This is a genomic window from Pedobacter ginsenosidimutans (genome assembly GCF_001442625.1).
Classification (GTDB): Bacteria; Bacteroidota; Bacteroidia; order Sphingobacteriales; family Sphingobacteriaceae; genus Pedobacter; species Pedobacter ginsenosidimutans.
In genome coordinates, this window is sequence record NZ_LMZQ01000009.1 from 127997 (window position 1) to 148666 (window position 20670).

The following is a 20670-nucleotide window of genomic DNA, read 5'->3' on the forward strand; positions in this document are numbered from 1 at the left end:
TTAAGACTACAGCATGAATTTTAGGTGACAAAATATGTAATTTTTTATAACTTTTCAGAATAATTCATTACCTTGAAAAATGAATTTTCCAGAAGATTTTCTTCATTATGTATGGCAATTCAGGTCGTTTGATTATAGCGGGCTGCAAACTACCGCTGGAGAAAACTTGAAAATTATCAATCCAGGCTTGCTAAATAAAAATGCTGGTCCTGATTTTTTTAACGCGAAAATCGAAATTGGCAATACCACATGGGCTGGTAATGTAGAAATTCATCTCAGGTCGTCAGATTGGTTAAAACACAATCATCAGATTAATCCCGCCTACGAAAATGTAATCCTACATATTGTTTATGAACATGATGCGGAAATAAAAAGAATAGACAATACTGTTTTGCCCGTTTTGGAATTAAAACACCGTATCTCTGCCGATCTTATCAAAAAATACGAAAACCTATTTCTCACACTAACTGATTTTCCTTGCATTGCACAAATTGGAACAGTAGATCAATTAATTGTCGATTCTTTTTTATCACGAACCTTAATAGAGCGTTTCGAGCAAAAAACGAAAGCCGTTACTGAAACCTTAAATGAATTGAATGGAAATTGGGATGAGACTTTCTACCGTTTTCTGGCGCGTAATTTTGGATTCAAAATAAATGCTTTACCTTTCGAGTTATTTGCCAAAGCCGTTTCGCAGCACATTTATGCCAAGCATAAAAATAACCCCAACCAAATTGAAGCGCTGGTTTTTGGTGCCGCTGGTTTTTTAAACGATCAGTTTGAAGAAGAATATCCTAAAAAACTAAAGGCTGAATTCCAGTTTCTTCGAAAGAAATATAATATAAAACCTGTGGAAGTTTCGATGTGGAAATTTATGCGGATGAGGCCGCAAAACTTTCCTACGATCAGATTGGCGCAATTTGCAGCGTTAATTGTAAAAGCCAATCATCTTTTTTCTAAAATTATGGAGATCAAAGATATCGCTCAATTGCATGTTTTATTTGAAAACCTACCGGTAAACGATTACTGGAAAACACATTATCATTTTAAAAAAGAAACTTCTGGTGTAAATACACAGATTGGGAAAACATCCATTGATAATGTTTTGTTAAATACCGTGGCTTTGTTTTTATTCGCGTATGGTAAACACACGGCTACACAATACTATATTAGCAGGGCGATAAAATTGTTGGAGCGTTTGCCCGCTGAGCAAAATGCAATTACAGATAAATTTACCGGAGCAGGAGTGAAGATGGATCATGCATTTGCTTCGCAAGGAATTTTGCAGCTGAAAAAGCAATACTGCGATGAGAAAAAATGTCTATATTGTGGTATTGGAATAAAAATTTTAAAGCAAGCCTAACCAGATGCTGATTTCAAACAAAACTTTCTACCCTATAATCTGTTTTTAAATTATGGAATTTCCACACGAGCTAAAAGAACTATATCCTAATCAGATTATTGAGGTTAGGGGTAATGCCGATGCCTTAACTGTTATTTTAAACAAAGATGTCGATATCCATAAATTTAAGGCAGAACTGATCAAAAAGTTTTCAGGACTGGAAGAACAACAAACGCTTTTTATTAAACACGAGGATAAACAGGATTTCGAAAAATTGGTTTTGGAATAATCTAGATCGGATATGTTATTGAAAATTTAACCGATTATTATTGCTAAATTAGAGTTTGGAAATCAAATCATGATTTCGGTTTTCAATAATTTTATCTTGTGGTATTGTTATTAAGATTTTTAAAATAAGCTTAAAATGTTCCAGAGAATTATAACCTATTTTGAACAACAGAGTTTTGGCGTTTCTACTTATTTGGCTAACAAGTTGAACATGAGCACAGCTAAAGTGCGTTTGTTTTTTATTTATTCGTCGTTTTTAGCGGTGGGTTTTCCAATATTGTTCTATTTTTTGGCAGCCGTTGTGCTCGATATCAGAACGTATATGAAAAGAATGCGGTCGAGGATATGGGAATAGTCCAGTAGGCAGTTAACAGTATCCAGTTAACAGTTAAATCAACTGAAAATTGTGAACTACAAACTGAAAACTGTTCAGTAGGCAATTGACAGTATCCAGTTTGCAATTGATTAAACTGAGAACTGAAAACTTCCAATTGAAAACTGTTTAGTCATCGTCTCTTAAAATCTCTGCAATTTCGTTAAATCCTTTTTCTGCGGCTAAATCTGCTGGTAGTTTTCCGCCCTCCATGCGTAAAGAAACTTCGGCACCGTGTTCTAACAATAAAATAATCAATTCTATGTTTCCCAATTGTGCAGCGGTATGTAAGGGTGCGAGGCCTGCCTTCTGACAAACATTCGGATATGCGCCCGCATCTAACAGCATTTTAGTGATATTGAAATTATTAGCTGCAACTGCCGAGTGGATCGGAAATACATTAAATCCATTTTTTGATGGCAGGTTAACATCCGCACCTTTCAAAACTAAAAAACGGGCAAGATCTTCATGGCCGAAATAACAGGCTAAGCCTAGCGGTGTAAATCCATCTTCCGAAAATTCGTTAATACTATTAGGACTTTGAAATATTAATTGCGATGCTGCATCGAATTTGCCTACTGCGCAAGCTTCAAACAAGGTTAGGTCATCTGCAAATTCAGCAATTAAATCAGCGATTTCCTGTTTTTTATAATAACAGGCTAATAACAATGGCGAAATGTGATGAGAAGTATCAATATTTGCCAATTTTGGATTTTCAACCAAAATTTCTTTTACTGCTTGTAAATTTCCAGCCTCAATTTGCTCTTCGAGTTGCGCTATGCCCATAATATTGTTTCAAAAATCGCTTTAAATTAACTAAAATTAAGGAATTGTAAACTTTAATGCTTAAATATATATAGTGTAAGGCAAATTAGCAAAAATCAAAGCTTCAAGGTGCTTTAAAATAACCATCAGCCAAAAATTGTCAATTACTAATTAATATGGGCGTTACCCAAGCTGCGCAAGGGTCGGGCTTTGCAGGGCTGCGCTTCGCTCCGGTACCGATGAAGGATCGATACTAAACCCTTACAATCCCTAACGCAAACCTCACAGGTTTAATTAGCAACTAATCTTAAAGCCTAAGCATTACAGACCTGAATTAAATAAACCTGATAGAACGATCCCGACGTAAAGAAGTCGGGAGAAATGATAGCAGGACTGCTATAACCGAAATACACAGCGCCCTGCTTTCAAAATAATATGAACCACCTCAGTCACCTGAGTTTATTTAAGCATTGGTTAGTCTTACACGCTCTGGTTTTGAATGTCTTTAAATAAAAAATCCCGTTTAACCTCTCCAGGCAAAACGGGATAAAACCTAAAAAAAATCCGTTTCATTTGACAAAACCGCTCTGTCCGTAGAGTTAAGCATAGCGTCTCTATGGATATAAGAATAAAACTGAGTTTATAAACTCAATTAAAACGAGTCACAGACTCTTTTCTATTATTAATCCGTAGAGCCCTTCGGAACTCTACGGACAGATATAAAGAAGTCGGGAGAAATGATAGCAGGACTGCTATAACCGAAATACACAGCGCCCTGCTTTCAAAATAATATGAACCACCTCAGTCACCTGAGTTTATTTAAGCATTGGTTAGTCTTACGCGCTCTGGTTTTGAATGTCTTTAAATAAAAAATCCCGTTTAACCTCTCCAGGCAAAACGGGATAAAACCTAAAACAAAATCCGTTTCATTTGACAAAAACGTAACAACTTGTGTGTTGTTAAAATAATAGACAATAATTTCTGTTTAAGGTTTAATGCCCGATGAATATTTTTATTTAATTTAAGGCAGATTATAAAACCAATAGATAGCGGTGCAAATTTAGCGCTTCTTGAAAATAGCGAGTGGTATGATAAAAGTCCTAACAGCAATGCTTACAATTTGTGATTATTTTTTTTGTTAGGCTTTCGTTAATGCTGCGCAGTTTTATCTAAGTTTGTTCAATATTAAATTATTTAGGATAGAAAATGTCGGTAAGGGGTAACCAGTTTAAAACCAATACATTCAGAGATAAAGGTGCAGAAAGTGCACCCGGCAGATCATCATCAGGTCGGCAGCCGAAAGAAAAAAGAGATTTTTTGCCAAGCTTCGATCTGGCAGATGGCCGCGCAGTTAAAATTGTAGGTCTGTTTTTTGTGATATTGTCACTTTACTTTTTAATTGCTTTTACTTCGTATTTATTTACCTGGCAAGACGACCAGAGTTATGTAATCGATGCAAATGGTGGTTGGAGCAATCTTTTTAAAACAACAGAAGAACTAAAAGAAGCTGGTGTTTCTATACCTGTAGTTCAAAACTGGTTAGGTAAGTTTGGTGCCTTGTTATCGCACCAGTTTATTTACGAATGGTTCGGTATTGCATCTTTCCTGTTCGTTTTAGCCTTTTTTATTATCGGCTACCGCTTATTATTTAAAGTTAAAATCCTTTCTATCTCTAAAACATTAGGTTATAGCTTTTTCTTTTTACTGTTCATATCATTAACCTTAGGTTTTGCACATAGTTTTTGGTCAGAATCGCCGCATTATTTAGAAGGCGAGTTTGGGTATTGGAGCAATAAATTATTAGGTGCCCAAATTGGCGCAGCTGGTGTTGCCGGATTAATCGCTTTTGCGGGATTAACCATTTTAATCATCGCATATAACATCGATTTCAAATTTCCGGAGCGTAAAGAGAAAGAGGTTTACCTGGATAATGAAACTCCAGATTATGTAAATGATATCAGAGAGCAAGCCGTAAAGAACAAAACTTTCGAAGAACCTTCAGCACCCATTGAATTTCCGGTACGCGATAAATCAGTAGGTAACGAGCGTAAGCCACAAAACGTGGTATTACAGCCGAGCCGTTATGAAGAAAAAGAAGAGGAAGAAGAAGCTGTTGCCCCTGTTGTACTATCGCCTTTGGCTACCAATCTGCCACTTGCTACTGCTGCGGCAACAACACTTCCATTAACGGTAGAACCACCAATTGAAACCGAAAAGGAACCTGCTTTTACGATCGAAAAAACTGAAGAAGAAAAAAAATCGGATGATCTGGTTGAACAGTTTGGTAATTATGATGAAAAACTGGATTTATCAGGTTATAAGTACCCAACAATAGATTTGCTCGAAAATTATGGCACCAATAAAATTTCGGTAAATGCCGAAGAACTGGAAGCCAATAAAAATAAAATTGTCGAAACCCTTAATCATTACAATATCGAAATTGATAAGATTAAGGCAACCATTGGCCCAACGGTTACCCTTTACGAAATTATTCCGGCCCCTGGGGTAAGGATTTCGAAGATTAAAAACCTGGAGGATGACATTGCGCTTTCGTTAGCAGCTTTAGGTATCCGTATTATCGCACCAATGCCAGGAAAGGGTACAATTGGTATCGAGGTACCTAATCAGCACCCAGAAATGGTGCCTATGCGCAGTATTCTAAATACCGAAAAATGGAGCCAAACCACTATGGATTTGCCTATTGCATTAGGTAAAACCATTAGCAATGAGGTTTTTATAGCCGATTTAGCTAAAATGCCCCACTTATTGGTAGCAGGGGCAACTGGTCAGGGTAAATCGGTTGGTATTAACGCCATTCTGGTTTCGCTGTTGTTTAAAAAACACCCTGCACAACTGAAATTTGTACTGGTCGATCCGAAAAAAGTAGAGCTAACTTTATTCAATAGAATTGAAAGACACTTTTTAGCTAAACTACCGGGAGAGGCCGATGCCATTATTACCGATACCAAAAAAGTAGTAAATACATTGAACTCACTTTGTATCGAAATGGATCAGCGTTACGATTTATTGAAAGATGCACAGGTTAGGAATTTAAAAGAATACAACGATAAGTTTGTTAAGCGCAAGCTTAATCCAAATAATGGCCACCGCTTTTTACCATTCATTGTTTTAGTGGTAGATGAGTTTGCCGATTTAATGATGACGGCTGGTAAAGAGGTGGAGGCACCAATTGCACGTTTGGCCCAATTGGCCAGGGCAATCGGTATTCACCTGGTTCTGGCTACGCAGCGCCCATCGGTAAATATTATTACAGGTACCATTAAAGCCAATTTCCCGGCCAGGTTAGCCTTTAGGGTATTGTCGAAAATCGATTCGAGAACCATTTTGGATAGTGGTGGCGCCGATCAGTTAATTGGCCGAGGTGATATGCTTTTATCTACAGGTAGCGACTTAATCAGGCTACAGTGTGCTTTCGTTGATACACCTGAGGTAGACCGGATTTCGGAGTATATTGGAAACCAACGCGGTTATGCCGATGCTTATCAACTGCCAGAATATATAGATGAAGCAGGGGAGGGCAGTAAGGCCGATTTTGATCCTAATGAACGCGATAAGTTCTTTGAAGATGCTGCCAGACTGATTGTGATGCATCAGCAGGGTTCTACCTCATTAATACAGCGTAAATTAAAATTAGGCTATAACAGGGCTGGCCGGATTATCGATCAATTGGAAGCTGCGGGAATCGTTGGTCCCTTTGAAGGAAGTAAGGCGCGCGAAGTCTTGTATCCGGATGAATATTCTTTGGAACAGTTCTTGAATAGTATGAATGACAAAGATTAGATTAAACCAATACCAAAAAATCTACTCTAACGTTTCAAAGGAAAAATTTAAAAAAGAAAAGATGAAGAAATTAATTTCAGCATTAATGGTTGTAGTTGCTTTTACAACTTCAACTTATGCTCAAACTGATGCGAAAGCTAAAGCCATTTTAGCTGAGGTGAGTAAAAAATACAAATCGTATAATATTGTAAAAACAGATTTTACCTTCACTTTGGATAATCCAAAGGCAAAAGTAAAAGAAACCCAGCAAGGTACTTTGTATGTTAAAGCCAATTCTAATAAGTATAAAGTGGCTATGACCAATCAAGAATTGTTTAGTGATGGTAAAAGCCAATGGACTTATTTGAAAAAAGACAAAGAGGTGCAGGTGAGCAATGTGGATAATAGCGGCGATGCCATTAATCCTGCAAAGATTTTTACGGTTTACGAAAAAGGATTTAAATATGTGTACACAGGAGAAGAAAAAGCTGGTGCTAAAACTTATCAAATGATTGATTTAACACCTGTTGATGCTAAAAAATCGATTTTTAAAGTGCGTTTAAGTATCGATAAGGCTGCTAAACAAATTGCAAATGTGGTGTTGTTCGATAAAAACGGAAACAAATACACTTACAATGTAAAAACTTTTTCGCCTAATGTAAATGTACCAGAAACTACTTTTGCTTTCGATGCCAAAAAATATCCTGGTGTTGAAGTGGTAGATTTAAGATAATAATTTATTACCGCCTCGGCGGGATGAAACCTGGAGGTTCAGCTGGAAACAGCTGAACCTTTTTTTGTTTTATTGAAATCAGATTTTTAGGTGTATCGTAGGCCATATATTGCCTTTTTTGAAAAGTATTTGCAGTAATTCTTAGGTTGCAGCAGTCCCGCCATTCGCTATAGGCCCGATGAAGAATCGGGCGCTGCCGCTGCTGTCGGGTTTAAGTGGCTTGGTCCTTTTAAGAAACAATGGTTTCTAGCCAACATTTAAAAAATAGAATAATAATGAGGTCAGCGCATTTTAATAAAACTGGCAGAAGCGAACACGATTCCCGACACTGATAGAAGTTAGTATTTAGCCAAAACAGAGGAGCTGGATGACAGGTTTACAATGAATCGTCATCTCGACCGGAGCAACGCGCAGTAGAGAGATCTTTGAACTAGATTAAAAGATCTCTCCTCCAAAGGAGTTCCTTTGGAACACTACGGTCGAGATGACGCCGATTATTAGAAATGAACATAGTGGTTGATAAATTTTTCATCATGTGTTTATGAATGCTGCGCAGATTTATCTAAGTTTGTTTCCAATGTCATTGCCACTAACAAACCATACCTTAGAGAAATTAGAAACCCTGCTTTTTGCTATGGGTTATAAGGTTCGTTATGAGAAAGGGAATTTTAAAACCGGTTCTTGCCTGCTCGAGCACAATAAGGTTGTTGTGGTAAACAAATTTTCAAATCTGGAAGGAAAAATTGCTGCATTGGTAACTTTGGTTAAGCAAACCAATACAGACGAAAACCTGTTAGAAGAAAAACAGCGCCAATTCTACCTATCCTTACAGCAAACCGAATTATTTTAATGAAGATACAACTCCAGCATTACAATTATAGAAAGGAAAGTTTAAGCAGATGAAGGTTACTTTTTTAGGGACTGGTACATCACAAGGCGTTCCTGTAATTGCTTGTAATTGCGAAGTTTGTTTATCTGCCGATAAAAGAGATAACCGCTTACGGACTTCGATATTAATTGAAACAGCTGATAAAACCATTGTGGTAGATAGCGGGCCTGATTTCCGTTACCAGCTTTTACGCGAAAAGGTAAAAGATCTGGATGCGGTGTTGTTTACCCATGAACACAAAGACCACATTGCCGGTTTAGATGATATTAGGCCATTTAATTACCTGCTGCATAAGGTAATTGATGTTTATGCGACAGACAGGGTTCAAGCGGCTTTAAAAAGAGAGTTCTATTACATTTTTGCCGAGACTAAATACCATGGTTTGCCACAGATTAATTTACATACGGTAACCAATGGCGAAGATTTTAAAATTGGCGAAAGTACAATTATTCCGTTTGAAGTGATGCACCATTTGTTGCCCATTACAGGGTACAGGATTGGTGATTTTACGTATATCACGGATGCTAAAACCATATCTGAGCAAAGTTTTGAAAAAATTAAAGGAACAAAAATATTAGTATTGAATGCCTTACAAAAAGAACCACATATTTCTCATTTTACTTTAGGTGAGGCCATTGCCTTTGCGGAAAGGGTAGGTGCGGAGACCACTTACCTTACACATATCAGCCATAATTTAGGCTTACATGCGGCAGTAGAAAAAGAATTGCCGGCAAACATCAGGCTGGCATATGATGGACTATCTCTTGAATGTTAAAATCATAGTATAGCGGTTAATTGCGCTACTATAAAAAAATAAAAGTGCCACAATAGGTACTCATTGAAATTTCCGTTCTGTCATCTGAAATAAAAGCAATCCAGGTATGAAATGCCTTTCCTTTATAAAAGGAAGGAATTTCCAGGCTTTCCCTTTCTTTTGACCGTCTGGCACCCCCTGTTTCGTAGATAGCCGTTTTGTTTTCCAGGTCATAAATCAGGAGCATCACCTGGTCATGTTTCCTGTTATAATCGCCATTGGAATTATCCGACCAGCTGAAATGCACACCCATATCATCCTGTTCAAGTTTAACGTCCGTTGCACCGCTGATATTTCCAAAGGTCAAACGCAGGGCTTCGTAGTCGATTTCACCAGCTGCATTTTGTGCGTTTAACATGTTATAAGATTTTGCAGCATTATGTGCAGTCATCATTCGCTTTTTCGATTCCATGTTAAAACCAATTCTCACAAAATCGACAATCGGACTTAAAAAGGTTTGCATCATTGTAAAACGCGACCTGCAGGCCTTTTGATCTGCACTGCCTATTTTGTTTTTTATCGATTTTCTACGTTTGCTCCTGATGACCCATTTCCCGTTCAGATAATAACCAGTTACGGCACCTACCGTTCCGGTAAATCCACCGTTAATTCCATTTTCTATTTTTCCCATGATTGCGTTAGTTTATGTGTACAACAAGATAGCAAATTGCTGATTACTAAACAAATAATTTGTATTTGCTTCCGATTTACGTCGGGTTTTATTCGGTTTCAATTGTCATAAGTCCGACGAAACCCCGACGTAAATCCGTCGAAAGTCCGTCTAAATAGGTTCGCTGTTGTATCTGTCCTATACTGAAATAAGTTTACCCTAGGAAGTCGTGTTACTGCTATTTATATATAATTGAGTTTGGTGTTACTATATATGGTTTACCATGTTAAGATTTGCTTTCCGGAATTTCAGTTCAAAAAATATTTTGTGAATGTTGCAGCGCACTGTGGTTAATTTATATATTTGCAACAATTCATACCCAGGTGGCGATCCGGATAGCTATCGGGATGGTAGACGCCTTCGGGAATGATTAAATAGTAAATACCCAGGTGGCGAAATTGGTAGACGCACCAGCTTGAGGGGCTGGCGCCCGTATGGGTGTGGGAGTTCGAATCTCCTCTTGGGTACAAAGAGTTTGGTTTTTACCAAACTCTTTTTCGTTATATGGCATCAGTTTATATTCTTTTTTCAAAAAAATTGAACCGTTTTTATACTGGTAGTTGTTTAGATTTATCCCAACGATTAGATGAACATTTACAAGGGGTTTATACTGATAGTTTTACCAGTAAAGCTACCGACTGGGAACTTTTTCTTCATATCAATGATTTGGCATACCAGCAAGCTAGGCTGATTGAACTACATATTAAAAAAATGAAAAGCATAACTTACATAAAAAACCTAAAAAAATACGAAGATATTCAAACCAGGCTTATTATGCTGTATAGATAACGGTGGCGACCCCGATAGCTATTGGGGTGGTAGACGCACCAGCTTGAGGGGCTGGCGCCTGTATGGGTGTGGGAGTTCGATCCGATAGCTATCAGATCTCCTCTTGGGTACTAACCGGACTTTGAACTATTCAAGTCCGGTTTTTTTATGCCAAATTATTGTTTTCAATTACTCTCGCCTTGTTCAAAGTATTTATGGTAATGGTTCAGTCTGGTAAGAGGGGAGGCGGAGATTAGTTCAGAACTAATTTTTCATAGCTATCCTTTAGCTTGGTTTTTTCTATTATGGAGATACACTTTTGTAATTACATATTGCCTTTTTTGATAGTTCCACTGCAGCACTATCATTTTTAATCCCCTCTTCAACGACTGATTTTGCCTACTCAACGAAATTTCTGTGATCTTTATCAGATTCTTACTGACCTTTAAATATGAATTAAGAGCAATACAGCTTAAAATTAGAAATTTTAAAAGATGAAAACCAATATAGGAATTACCGAAAAAAACACAGATGCAGTTGCTGTGGAATTGGCAAAATTATTAGCCGACGAGTTTGTACTTTACACCAAAACAAGAAATGCACACTGGAATGTAACTGGTGATAACTTCCATGCCAATCATATTTTTTTTGAGGCTCAATACAAACAGCTGGATGAACTAATTGACAGTGTTGCTGAGCGCATGCGAAAAATTGGCCATTATGCACCTGCAACAATGAAAAATTATTTAGAAATTACGCATCTTGCTGAATACAGCGAAAGAACAAATGATGGTTTAGGTTTTATGAAAGATCTTTTAAAAGACCACGAAAGTATTATTGAGTTTTTACGTGGAAATATTATCCCCTTTGCAGAAAAATACAAAGATTATGGTTCAAGCGATTTCATTACAGGCCTAATGGAAACTCATGAAGAAATGGCCTGGATGATCCGTTCTTATTTTAGGTAATTTAAATCCTGTGGCGTCAAATTAAAAATAGAGTAATTATATTTGATGTAAATCATAAATAACTATCTCTATGAAAGCTTTAATCGTTGATGACAATGATATCGCCAGAACCACCTTGGCACATTTGGCAAAAAAAATCCCAAATCTTATCATTGTAAATGATTATGCAAATGCAATAGAGGCTTATCATCATTTACAGACAAATCAAATAGATCTGATATTTCTGGATATCGAAATGCCAGAGATGAATGGGATTGAACTTACAAAAAGCCTGTCAGGCAAGGATATCATTATCATTTTTACCTCATCCAAAAAGGAATATGCATTAGAAGCTTTTGAACTAAATATCGCAGACTATATCCTCAAACCATTTACCCCTGCCAGATTCTTACAAGCGGTGAGTAAAGCCCAGGCAATATTTGATAGTAGAAAGGAGAATGTGAGGTATGAGAAAGATGAGTTTTTGTTCGTAAGAGATGCTAATATTACCAGGCGATTGAAACTGGATGATATTTTTTACGCTGAAGCAATGGGTGACTACGTGAAGTTTTACACCAAAGAAAGGATGTTTGCGATTCATGGCACCATGAAGTCTGCAGAAGAGCGTCTGTTAAAGGATAATTTTATCAGAGTTCATCGCTCATACATTGTGGCCGTTAGTAAAATCGATACACTTCAGGATGGCGGAATCATCATCGATGGAAAATTTATCCCCGTTGCCGATGCTTACCGAAAAGCACTTAATACCAGAATGAATGTTTTCTAAGCAATAACTAATGATGCCTTTTTAAGCTCTACTGTATGATTAGTTTGATTTCAAACATTCATAATTATCAACTTATATTTTAATTTATGATTAACATTTCAACAGTTATGGGCAATAAGCGCTTCGCTTATTTGATTATGCTTACGTTCATTGCCGATTCAATATTGTTAATTTCTTTGCAGATCAATTCAGCCAACAATACCAGGGAATTGATAAAAAATAACAATACACTTTTACACGAGTTGCGTTCCAGTAACCACTTGAGGGAAATCGATCGTGATATTTTGGGGGTGGAAAGTAGGATAAGGGCATCTATCGCTACTAATGATACTTCACATCTTGAAGGAATCGATCAAAAAATTAATCAGATCGAAAGCTTTCTGGATTCTCTTTCGAGAGATAATGCCGATGTTAACGAAGAAAAATTAATACATCGGCTAAGTGTACTTGCACTGGATAAAAAGGTCGTAAAAGAGACACTTTTGCGGCGCTACCTTACTTTGGGAAATATGGATGATCAAAGTTCCATCGCTAATCCCCGTGCAAGAACAATTTCCAACGAAATTACTTCCATTACGGCTAAAATTTATAGAAGTAGGCAATTGCATATGATTGAGCTGAGTAAAAGGAGCGAGGAAATGGGGGAAAAGTCAAGTAGGTATGATATTTACTTGTTGATTTTAATTGTTTTGAGTGGTGCAGTCATAGGTTTTCATATTATCCGTCAGTTTCGCAGACAACATTTATTAATCAAGGAATTGGATGTGGCTGAAAAGAAAGCATCAGTGGCTGCACAAACAAAAGAAAATTTCCTGGCTAATATGAGTCACGAAATTAGAACACCATTAAGCGGTATTCTAGGTTTTACCAATCTATTGCTGAAAAGACCTTTGGATGCCACTTCTACAGAATTTGTATCCTCAATTCAACGGTCTGGAGAAAATTTGATGGCCATTATTAATGACATACTTGACCTTTCAAAAATTGAAGCTGGAATGATGCGCATCACACCGGGAATTTTCAGTATCAATGGATTAATAAATTCTGTGGAAACACTTTTTTTGGAACATGTAAAAGAAAAGGGCTTAACCATATCCAGCAAAGTTGACGCTTCCATTCCAGATACTTTAACCGGTGACGCCACCAGACTTACACAGATTTTAGTTAACCTGATTGGTAACGCCATCAAATTTACACAGCAGGGAAAAATCAACATTGAAGTTTATAAAAAAGAACAGATAGAGAACAAAGTAACTCTTGGCTTCAAGATTTCTGATACAGGAATAGGGATTGATAAAGGAAAATTAAACGAAGTTTTTGAAAGATTTAACCAGGGTGAAGATTCCGTTACCAGAAATTACGGTGGAACCGGGCTCGGTTTATCAATCGTGAAAAATTTAATACAGTTGCAAAATGGAAATATTGAAGTTACCAGTGAACAGGGAATAGGAACTACCTTCCATTTTTACATTCCCTATGTTATTTCTCAAGACCAAATTAGTTCATCAGCGGCTGTGGATACAGCTTATTTTAAAGACAGATCAAATGTTCCTTTGCGTGTCCTTGTGGTTGATGATAATGCTATCAATCAAAGTTTAATGGAACATTTGTTACTGCAGTGGAACATCGATTTTGATATCGTATCCAATGGTTTAGAGGCCATTGAACAGCTTAGCCATCAAAAGTATGAGTTGGTGTTGATGGATATCCAAATGCCACAAATGGATGGCTATACGGCAGCTCAACAGATTCGTGAAGTCCTGAAATTAGATATTCCCATTATTGCCATGACGGCACATGCAATGGCGGGCGAAAGAGAAAAATGCTTGAGTAGGGGGATGAACGAATACATCTCCAAACCTATAAAAGAAGAAGAACTTTTTAAACTGATAGCTAATTTTGGATTGCAGGAGCTAGACCAAACAAAAGTAGCAGTTGAAGAAACTGCTTCCCGCTTTCAATTCTTAGACCTAAATTATATGCGGTCTATTAGCGGTGGCGATATTACATTTGAAAAAACAGTTACCCAGCAGTTTATTGATCACATTCCAAATCATTTGCAACAGCTTATAGCTGCATATCAAAAAAATGATTTTGCAACCGTAAAACTGAGGGCCCACGATTTTAAAACCAGTATTGCCATGATGGGATTACTAAACTTGTTAGAAGAGAAATTAGATATACTTGAAATGGTTTCTGAATCCAATGCAACTACAGAACTGGTTATAAAAGAGTTGGAAAATACGCTGATTCATGCAACTGCCGAAGCAAGAATATTCTTGGAACAATTTTGAAAAAAAATAGTATTGCCTGATTATAATTATAAACTAATTGAAAAAGAGGTGGTTAAGATTATTAGATAGCTTTTTTTAATCCATTAAAATTTATCAGTACATGGAGAATACAGGTGCGTCAGTAGTAATTACCCACCATATTTTGGCGGGTAAACAAAAAGAATATGAAAAATGGTTAGATGAAATCGTACCCATTTCTAAACATTCGGAAGGTTTTATCGATTTACAGATCGTAAGGCCGATTCCTAAATTGACATTTGTTTATACAGTTATTATCCGCTTTGATACCATCGATCATCTTAAGCGCTGGATGGAATCTCCAGAACGGAAAAGACTGATTGAAAAAGCGAATCCTTTTTTCAGAAAAAATGATCGGTATCAGATAAAATCCGGTTTGGATTTTCTTTTCAACGCGGAAAATGAGGATAACAAATCACCTGCTCGATGGAAACAGTTTCTTGCTACCTGGTCAGCCATTTATCCTTTATCACTCGTCATTCCAATTTTACTATTTCCACTTTTAAGATGGGTAAACATTCCGGTAAATCACTATTTTGATGCTTTAGTTAGTTCGGGATGTATTGTATTATTGATGGTTTATGTGGTAATGCCAAATTATACCAAGCTGATTAAAAAGTGGCTGTTTAAATGATGGGATTTAAATATTCCTTTAAGTTATTGCATGTTGGAGTTTAGAAAATCACTGTAAAATTGCAGTGATTTTTTTATGGGTTATAATAGGATAAAAACGCTGGGAGTTAACTGTTGATGCCAAAATTCAGGTTTATTAGCCAGTTGGATTTCATTTCAAACCATTGATCATTTTTGGCTTTTACCTCTCCATGTGTTTTTTTGCATATTTAACGACATTTTTTGCCTGTTCATCGAAGAGTAAATTCATTTTAAATGGGTTGGTGGTAGCTTTATATCATCAAATTAAAAGAATTAAAACCCAAACATTATGGAAATTTTGCAAACACCAGAAAATGCATTGTCTCACTCTACAGTTACGGCAATCATCAATGCACCTATCGAAAAAGTAAACATCGCAGATTGGTTATTAAACCTTCCTGATGCTGAATATCAGCGATGCTCAACCCAACATATCGGCGCAGCCATTTCTTCAACTTATGATGGCGAACCGGTATCATTAAATGTAGAAACAATTGGTGATGCGCTGATGGTGCAGCATTATGTCGCTGTAGAGCACCGTCCGGATTACTGCAGAATGTTATCAGTATCAGATTCTATCACAAAAGGAGGTCGCACCAAAGTTCAAGTTCTATGGGAACTGAAGGCTACAAAAATTGATGATAACACTACCTTGTATACGAACGAAATTCACGCAACGGCAACACCGGAAATGTTTGGATACTTGAAAGAACACAATGTGAATCTAGCTGATGCCGCAGCTTCCAGACAAGCTGCTTCTGACGCCCACAACCACGAAGAAACACCCAACTTTGCAAAAAGTATCGAAAATAAAGCGTTGACAGGAAAATACAATCAACCTTTCTAATTCAAAACATAATGAGCGTATTCCGGTACGCTCATTTTATTTAAAATTATGGAATCACTGTTTAATAAACTTATAGGAACCTGGGCTTTGGTTGAGTTCATCGAAGTTCCTGTCACTGGCGGTGAGATGACCCATCCTATGGGCAAAAATCCGAAAGGACTGATTCTGTATAATCCTGACGGTTATATGTCGGCACAAATTATGGATACTCACCGTATAAACTTTCATCAGGAACGTTGGACCAATGCTACGCCGGAAGAATATACACAGGAAGCTTCAACCTATCTTGCGTATTCAGGACCGTTCAAAACGGATGATGAAAAACAGATAGTGAGCCACAGGATGTATATTTCGCTTTTTCCCAACTGGACGGGGCAAACGCAAAACCGGATTGTCCATTTTAAAGATGGTTTTTTGCATCTTGAAAGTGAGAAACCCTTCAACAGTAATTGTCAATTGGTGATTCACAAATTGACGTGGAAAAGAGTTTAAAATAATCTGAAATTAAAATTGAAAAAAAATGAAAGTAGTAGTTATTACAAAGTATGGCGCTCCTGAAGTACTGAAATTACAAGAATACCCAATTCCGGAAATATCCGGAGACGAAGTCTTAATCGAAGTAAAATCAGCCGGACTCAACCGTTCCGATGTTTTACAACGTGAAGGAAATTATCCAACTCCTGCAGATGTTGCTACAGAAATCCCAGGATTGGAAGTTTCCGGGATCATTGTAAAATGTGGCCCTAATGTCGTTGATTTTGCAGTTGGAGACAGAGTTTGCGCACTTCTAGCAGGTGGCGGCTATTCGGAATATGTGAGTGTGCGTGAAGGACAATGTTTGCCAATTCCTGCTGATCTAGGCTTTGCTGAAGCGGCAAGTTTACCGGAAACAATATTTACGGTCTGGTCTAATGTGTTTCAAAGAGGAAATCTTCAACCCGGGGAAACCCTTTTGCTCCACGGTGGAAATAGTGGGATTGGAATTACAGGTATTCAAATAGCTAAAGCTTTGGGCTCAAAAGTGATTGTCACCGTTGGCTCTGATGAAAAAGGACAGAAATGTCTTGAACTCGGTGCTGATTCGTACATTAATTACAGAACTCAGAATTTTGAAACCGAACTTCAGAATGAAGGTATAGATGTTATTCTGGATATGATTGGTGGCGATTATTTAAGCAAAAATATAAATATCCTGAATCCGGAAGGCAGATTGATTCATATTAACGCTGTCGATGGCAGCCGGGTCGATCTTGATATCTGGAAAGTGATGACAAAACGCTTGACCATCACAGGAAGTACACTGAGAAGCAGAACATATGAATTCAAAAAAAAATTAGCAAAAGAGATCCAGAAAAATGTCTGGCCTTTGATTGAATCTAAACGGTTTAGACCTGTTATTTTTAAAACATTCGCTTTTTCAGAGGCTGCAGAAGCGCATCGATTGCTTGAAGACGGCTCGCATACAGGCAAAATTATTCTTGTGAGATAGCACAAATTAAATTAATAAACGATGAAAAGAGATGCTGTATTCTATTCATCCCGGATTATGGCTTTCAGTGCGGGTTTTGTCGATACAAGTACCTTTACGGTTGCAGATGGATTATTCTCTGCCCATATTATAGGAAACTTTATGGTTTTGCCTATAAATTATCCAATCATCCTCAGCAGCGTGACTTTATAAATCTTACCAACTTTCCGTTTTCATACTAGCTGTCATCTTAACCAGAAAAATAGACAGCCTTTATAAAAATGAAAAAGGAATATTTACATTAATCGGTATATTTATTTAAAATCACCTTGATTTTTGATGCCTGATTAAATGAATCCTTTTCTTTCCAGATTCTCGATAATAAGCTCGATAAGCAATAAAAAGCGATTTAAATGTTCAAAGTATTCCTGCTGATCGGTACAACCGTACTTTGATTTGTTCAAAGTACGGTTTTTTAATGTCAAATCAGTCTTCTATGCTATCTCAGTATTGTTAAAGTATTCCTTTTAAAGGTTTTTACAACTACGGGGGTAGAAGATTATGTTTGAACATTTCTTATTCAAAGATAGCAGGTGCAGAATATTGCATTAGAAACTTCTCGTTTATAACAGGTTATAGTTAGATGACTACCAATGGATGGTTGTAGCGCTCAGCTAAAACTCAGTCATTCATCCTGAATTCACTGATCCTGAAATTGGATACATATGTCTGTAAAATGGATACTTTTACCAGTCCGTGTTCGCCGAATTTTGTGCCACAATCAAAATTAAAAAAATGAATACACAAAAAGTATGGTTTATCACAGGTGCATCCAAAGGGATGGGGCTTGAAACTGCCAAACTCGTATTGGCAAACGGCGACAAATTGGTAGCTACTTCACGGAATGTTAACGAACTCATGAGCAGCCTTGGCGAAGCTAGCGAAAACTTTCTTCCTCTGGCATTAGATATTACTAACGATGGAGCCGTTAGCGATGCCATATTCAAAAGCATTGTGCATTTTGGAAGGCTAGACGTGATATTAAACAATGCCGGCTATTATCTGGTGGGGAGCTTGGAAGAAATTTCTGAAGAAGAATTCCGTAAAACGCAGGAGGTTAACGTTTTTGGAACAGTGAACATTATTCGTCATGTGCTGCCGTACCTCCGAAAACAGCAATCTGGACACATCATTAACATTGCTTCAAATATGGGTTACATGGGTTACGCCAATACCGGAAGTTACAATGCGGCTAAATTTGCTGTTGTAGGTCTTTCAGAAGCATTGGCACAAGAAGTCAAACCCTTTGGCATTAAGGTTACTGTAGTGGCTCCAGGTATGTTCCGTACTAATTTCATGTCTGATCATACGCTGGTTGTGGCCAAAAAAAATGTGATCGGTTACGGTAAAAAAGAGCATGCAGCCATGTTGAGCAGTTTTAACGGACACCAGCCAGGCGATCCGAAAAAACTGGCACAAGCACTGAATGCAATCGTAAAAGCAGAAGAACCTCCCGTTCACCTTATACTTGGACCAGACAGCTATAGCTCTATCCTGGAACACCGGAATAAGGAGCAAGCTGAAATGGAACAATGGAAACACCTGTCACTTTCCACCAACTTCGATTAATTGATTAAATTTGAGGAAATGAAGAAGACAGATCAATCACCTTACCAGATCAGTTCGATTTCTGAACTGCACCGTTTATTTGCACTTTCAAAGCCCGATCATCCTTTGGTAAGTGTGATTGATTTTGCACTGCTGAGCTACAAACACAGTGATGTATGGAAGCATTTTACGAATGATTTCTACTGCATAGCCATAAAAACTGGTACAAACGGCAAATTCCGTTACGGGCAACAGGACTACGATTTTGAAGAAGGGATCATGACATTCACTAAACCAGGACAGGTGTTCTCGGTACGAGAAACAGACGGAAAACAGGTTAATGGCTACATGCTGGTATTTAAGCCAGCGCTCATCCAGAATTATCCCTTAGCGAAGCGTATTAAAGATTACGGTTTTTTCTCATATTCGGTTGCAGAGGCACTTCATTTATCTGTAAAAGAAGAAGAAGTTATTTTCTCCCTCCTGAAACAAATGCAGCAGGAGCTAAAAAACAGTATCGATCAATATAGCCAGGATGTGATGGTTTCGCATGTAGAGCTACTGCTTAGTTACTCAAATCGCTTTTACAACAGGCAGTTCATTACCAGAAAGGCTGTACATCACGATCTTTTAACAAGGTTAGAAGAAATTCTTACGGGCTATTTTGAAAACGATAAAAAGGCTGTGCTTACGCTTCCCAGTGTCAAAATACTTGCCGATGAGCTTAACCTTTCTGCCAATTACTTAAGTGATATGTTGCGTAGCCTCACCGGACAGAGCACCCTGCAGTATATCCACAATCATATCATCGAGGCAGCAAAAGTTTTACTTTCTACAACAAGCCTTAATATTAGCGAAATTGCTTACCGCTTTGGATTTGAGTATCCTCAGTCTTTTAATAAGTTATTTAAGAAAAAAACCATGCAAACTCCTTTGCAGTATCGGCAATCATTTAATTAATTCAGCCCATTTTTTTTGATAACCAGTTGAATTTTCTATTTTTGTATTGATCAATACAAAAGTGATTATATCAATGAAAGGAAGACCTACATTATTTGAGAATACCGAGTTGGTGAGCAAAGCGCAACAGATTTTCTGGGAAAAAGGATATACGGCAACCTCGCTAAACGATTTGTTGACCGCTACCGGAGTAGGTTCCGGTAGTTTTTACAACAGCTTTAAAGGAGGGAAGAAGGAAGTTTTCAGCGCAGCAATTCAACAGCGGAGGGAAGCATTTAATGATTTCAGAAAAATACTGGAAAGAAGCGAGTTTCCGCTGGCGTTGATAAAAGACTTTTTCAGGAGTATAGCCAAAGCAAACCAAACAGATCATTTTAGAGGTTGTATCATAGCAAATACAGTTGTAGAAATGACTTTTATTGATGATGAGCTGGAGGCAGATGCCATTCGAATACTAAAAGATGTTGAGCAGATGTTTGTGAACGCAATTGAAAGAGAAAAGGAATTCGGTCACCTGCAAAACCCATTATCATCGCAAGCTTTGGGTAGATACCTGATCACTTTCTGGTGTGGCCTTAATACCCTCAGAAGAATTTATCCTGATGAAAAAGTACTCGCAGCGCAAGTAGAAATGCAGCTGGATATTATAGGTTAAATTTTTTTTG

At 37.5% G+C, this 20670-nt stretch carries 21 protein-coding genes and 1 tRNA gene; 20 read left to right on the forward strand and 2 right to left on the reverse strand.

All coding sequences use genetic code 11. The features are described 5' to 3' along the window. The first annotated feature begins 79 nt into the window (after positions 1 to 79). From ASU31_RS14010 to ASU31_RS14020, 3 genes are all read left to right on the forward strand, one after another. Entirely contained in the window at positions 80 to 1363 is a 1284-nt protein-coding gene (locus tag ASU31_RS14010) for a DUF2851 family protein (protein ID WP_057932918.1), read from the forward strand. Between the two features lie 52 nt (positions 1364 to 1415). After that, positions 1416 to 1631 carry a hypothetical protein gene (locus tag ASU31_RS14015; RefSeq protein WP_029277138.1) on the forward strand — a complete coding sequence of 72 codons (216 nt, stop codon included), beginning with the start codon at positions 1416 to 1418 and terminating at the stop codon, positions 1629 to 1631. A gap of 135 nt (positions 1632 to 1766) precedes the next feature. Continuing rightward, on the forward strand, positions 1767 to 1985 hold the full coding sequence (locus ASU31_RS14020; protein WP_047799560.1) for a PspC domain-containing protein: 219 nt from the start codon (positions 1767 to 1769) through the stop codon (positions 1983 to 1985). Between the two features lie 147 nt (positions 1986 to 2132). Here ASU31_RS14020 and ASU31_RS14025 read toward each other — a convergent pair whose 3' ends face one another. Then, positions 2133 to 2789, reverse strand: coding sequence for an ankyrin repeat domain-containing protein (locus ASU31_RS14025; protein ID WP_057932919.1), 657 nt, complete (start codon positions 2787 to 2789; stop codon positions 2133 to 2135). Between the two features lie 1185 nt (positions 2790 to 3974). Between ASU31_RS14025 and ASU31_RS14030 the strand changes: the two genes are divergently transcribed. The 4 genes from ASU31_RS14030 (at position 3975) to ASU31_RS14045 (ending at position 8945) form a co-directional block, all read left to right on the forward strand. Next, positions 3975 to 6569: an FtsK/SpoIIIE family DNA translocase gene (locus ASU31_RS14030; protein WP_057932920.1), complete on the forward strand. Its 2595-nt coding sequence runs from the start codon at positions 3975 to 3977 to the stop codon at positions 6567 to 6569. A 61-nt stretch (positions 6570 to 6630) separates the two neighbouring features. After that, on the forward strand, positions 6631 to 7281 hold the full coding sequence (lolA1, locus tag ASU31_RS14035) for an outer membrane lipoprotein periplasmic chaperone LolA1 (RefSeq protein WP_057933023.1): 651 nt from the start codon (positions 6631 to 6633) through the stop codon (positions 7279 to 7281). 577 nt (positions 7282 to 7858) lie between these two features. Further along, complete coding sequence (locus ASU31_RS14040) at positions 7859 to 8131, forward strand: hypothetical protein (protein WP_057933024.1); 273 nt, start codon at positions 7859 to 7861, stop codon at positions 8129 to 8131. A 49-nt stretch (positions 8132 to 8180) separates the two neighbouring features. After that, entirely contained in the window at positions 8181 to 8945 is a 765-nt protein-coding gene (locus tag ASU31_RS14045; protein WP_057932921.1) for an MBL fold metallo-hydrolase, read from the forward strand. 28 nt (positions 8946 to 8973) lie between these two features. Here ASU31_RS14045 and ASU31_RS14050 read toward each other — a convergent pair whose 3' ends face one another. Continuing rightward, positions 8974 to 9615, reverse strand: a complete 642-nt coding sequence (locus ASU31_RS14050) for a DUF6266 family protein (RefSeq protein ID WP_057932922.1) — start codon at positions 9613 to 9615, stop codon at positions 8974 to 8976. Positions 9616 to 10037: 422 nt separating this feature from the next. On the opposite strand from ASU31_RS14050, the gene ASU31_RS14055 reads away from it, so the two are divergent. The 13 genes from ASU31_RS14055 (at position 10038) to ASU31_RS14110 (ending at position 20660) form a co-directional block, all read left to right on the forward strand. Next, positions 10038 to 10121 (forward strand) — tRNA-Leu (locus ASU31_RS14055). Positions 10122 to 10158: 37 nt separating this feature from the next. Then, entirely contained in the window at positions 10159 to 10443 is a 285-nt protein-coding gene (locus ASU31_RS14060) for a GIY-YIG nuclease family protein (protein ID WP_057933025.1), read from the forward strand. A gap of 473 nt (positions 10444 to 10916) precedes the next feature. Then, complete coding sequence (locus ASU31_RS14065) at positions 10917 to 11390, forward strand: Dps family protein (protein ID WP_057932923.1); 474 nt, start codon at positions 10917 to 10919, stop codon at positions 11388 to 11390. Between the two features lie 70 nt (positions 11391 to 11460). Then, positions 11461 to 12156, forward strand: a complete 696-nt coding sequence (locus tag ASU31_RS14070) for a LytR/AlgR family response regulator transcription factor (RefSeq protein ID WP_057932924.1) — start codon at positions 11461 to 11463, stop codon at positions 12154 to 12156. A gap of 86 nt (positions 12157 to 12242) precedes the next feature. After that, on the forward strand, positions 12243 to 14450 hold the full coding sequence (locus ASU31_RS14075) for an ATP-binding protein (RefSeq protein WP_057932925.1): 2208 nt from the start codon (positions 12243 to 12245) through the stop codon (positions 14448 to 14450). A gap of 100 nt (positions 14451 to 14550) precedes the next feature. Continuing rightward, on the forward strand, positions 14551 to 15102 hold the full coding sequence (locus tag ASU31_RS14080; protein ID WP_057932926.1) for an antibiotic biosynthesis monooxygenase: 552 nt from the start codon (positions 14551 to 14553) through the stop codon (positions 15100 to 15102). Positions 15103 to 15411: 309 nt separating this feature from the next. Then, the gene (locus ASU31_RS14085; RefSeq protein ID WP_057932927.1) at positions 15412 to 15969 is read left to right on the forward strand and encodes a hypothetical protein; all 558 of its coding nucleotides are present in this window, start codon (positions 15412 to 15414) and stop codon (positions 15967 to 15969) included. A 48-nt stretch (positions 15970 to 16017) separates the two neighbouring features. Continuing rightward, positions 16018 to 16461 carry a lipocalin-like domain-containing protein gene (locus ASU31_RS14090; RefSeq protein WP_057932928.1) on the forward strand — a complete coding sequence of 148 codons (444 nt, stop codon included), beginning with the start codon at positions 16018 to 16020 and terminating at the stop codon, positions 16459 to 16461. A 28-nt stretch (positions 16462 to 16489) separates the two neighbouring features. Continuing rightward, entirely contained in the window at positions 16490 to 17458 is a 969-nt protein-coding gene (locus ASU31_RS14095; protein ID WP_057932929.1) for an NAD(P)H-quinone oxidoreductase, read from the forward strand. A gap of 21 nt (positions 17459 to 17479) precedes the next feature. Then, positions 17480 to 17650, forward strand: coding sequence for a hypothetical protein (locus tag ASU31_RS27505; protein WP_157258016.1), 171 nt, complete (start codon positions 17480 to 17482; stop codon positions 17648 to 17650). A 582-nt stretch (positions 17651 to 18232) separates the two neighbouring features. After that, the gene (locus ASU31_RS14100) at positions 18233 to 19066 is read left to right on the forward strand and encodes an SDR family NAD(P)-dependent oxidoreductase (RefSeq protein ID WP_057932930.1); all 834 of its coding nucleotides are present in this window, start codon (positions 18233 to 18235) and stop codon (positions 19064 to 19066) included. Between the two features lie 18 nt (positions 19067 to 19084). Then, positions 19085 to 20005, forward strand: coding sequence for a helix-turn-helix domain-containing protein (locus ASU31_RS14105; RefSeq protein WP_057932931.1), 921 nt, complete (start codon positions 19085 to 19087; stop codon positions 20003 to 20005). Positions 20006 to 20078: 73 nt separating this feature from the next. Beyond that, complete coding sequence (locus ASU31_RS14110; protein WP_057932932.1) at positions 20079 to 20660, forward strand: TetR/AcrR family transcriptional regulator; 582 nt, start codon at positions 20079 to 20081, stop codon at positions 20658 to 20660. Positions 20661 to 20670 lie beyond the last annotated feature (10 nt).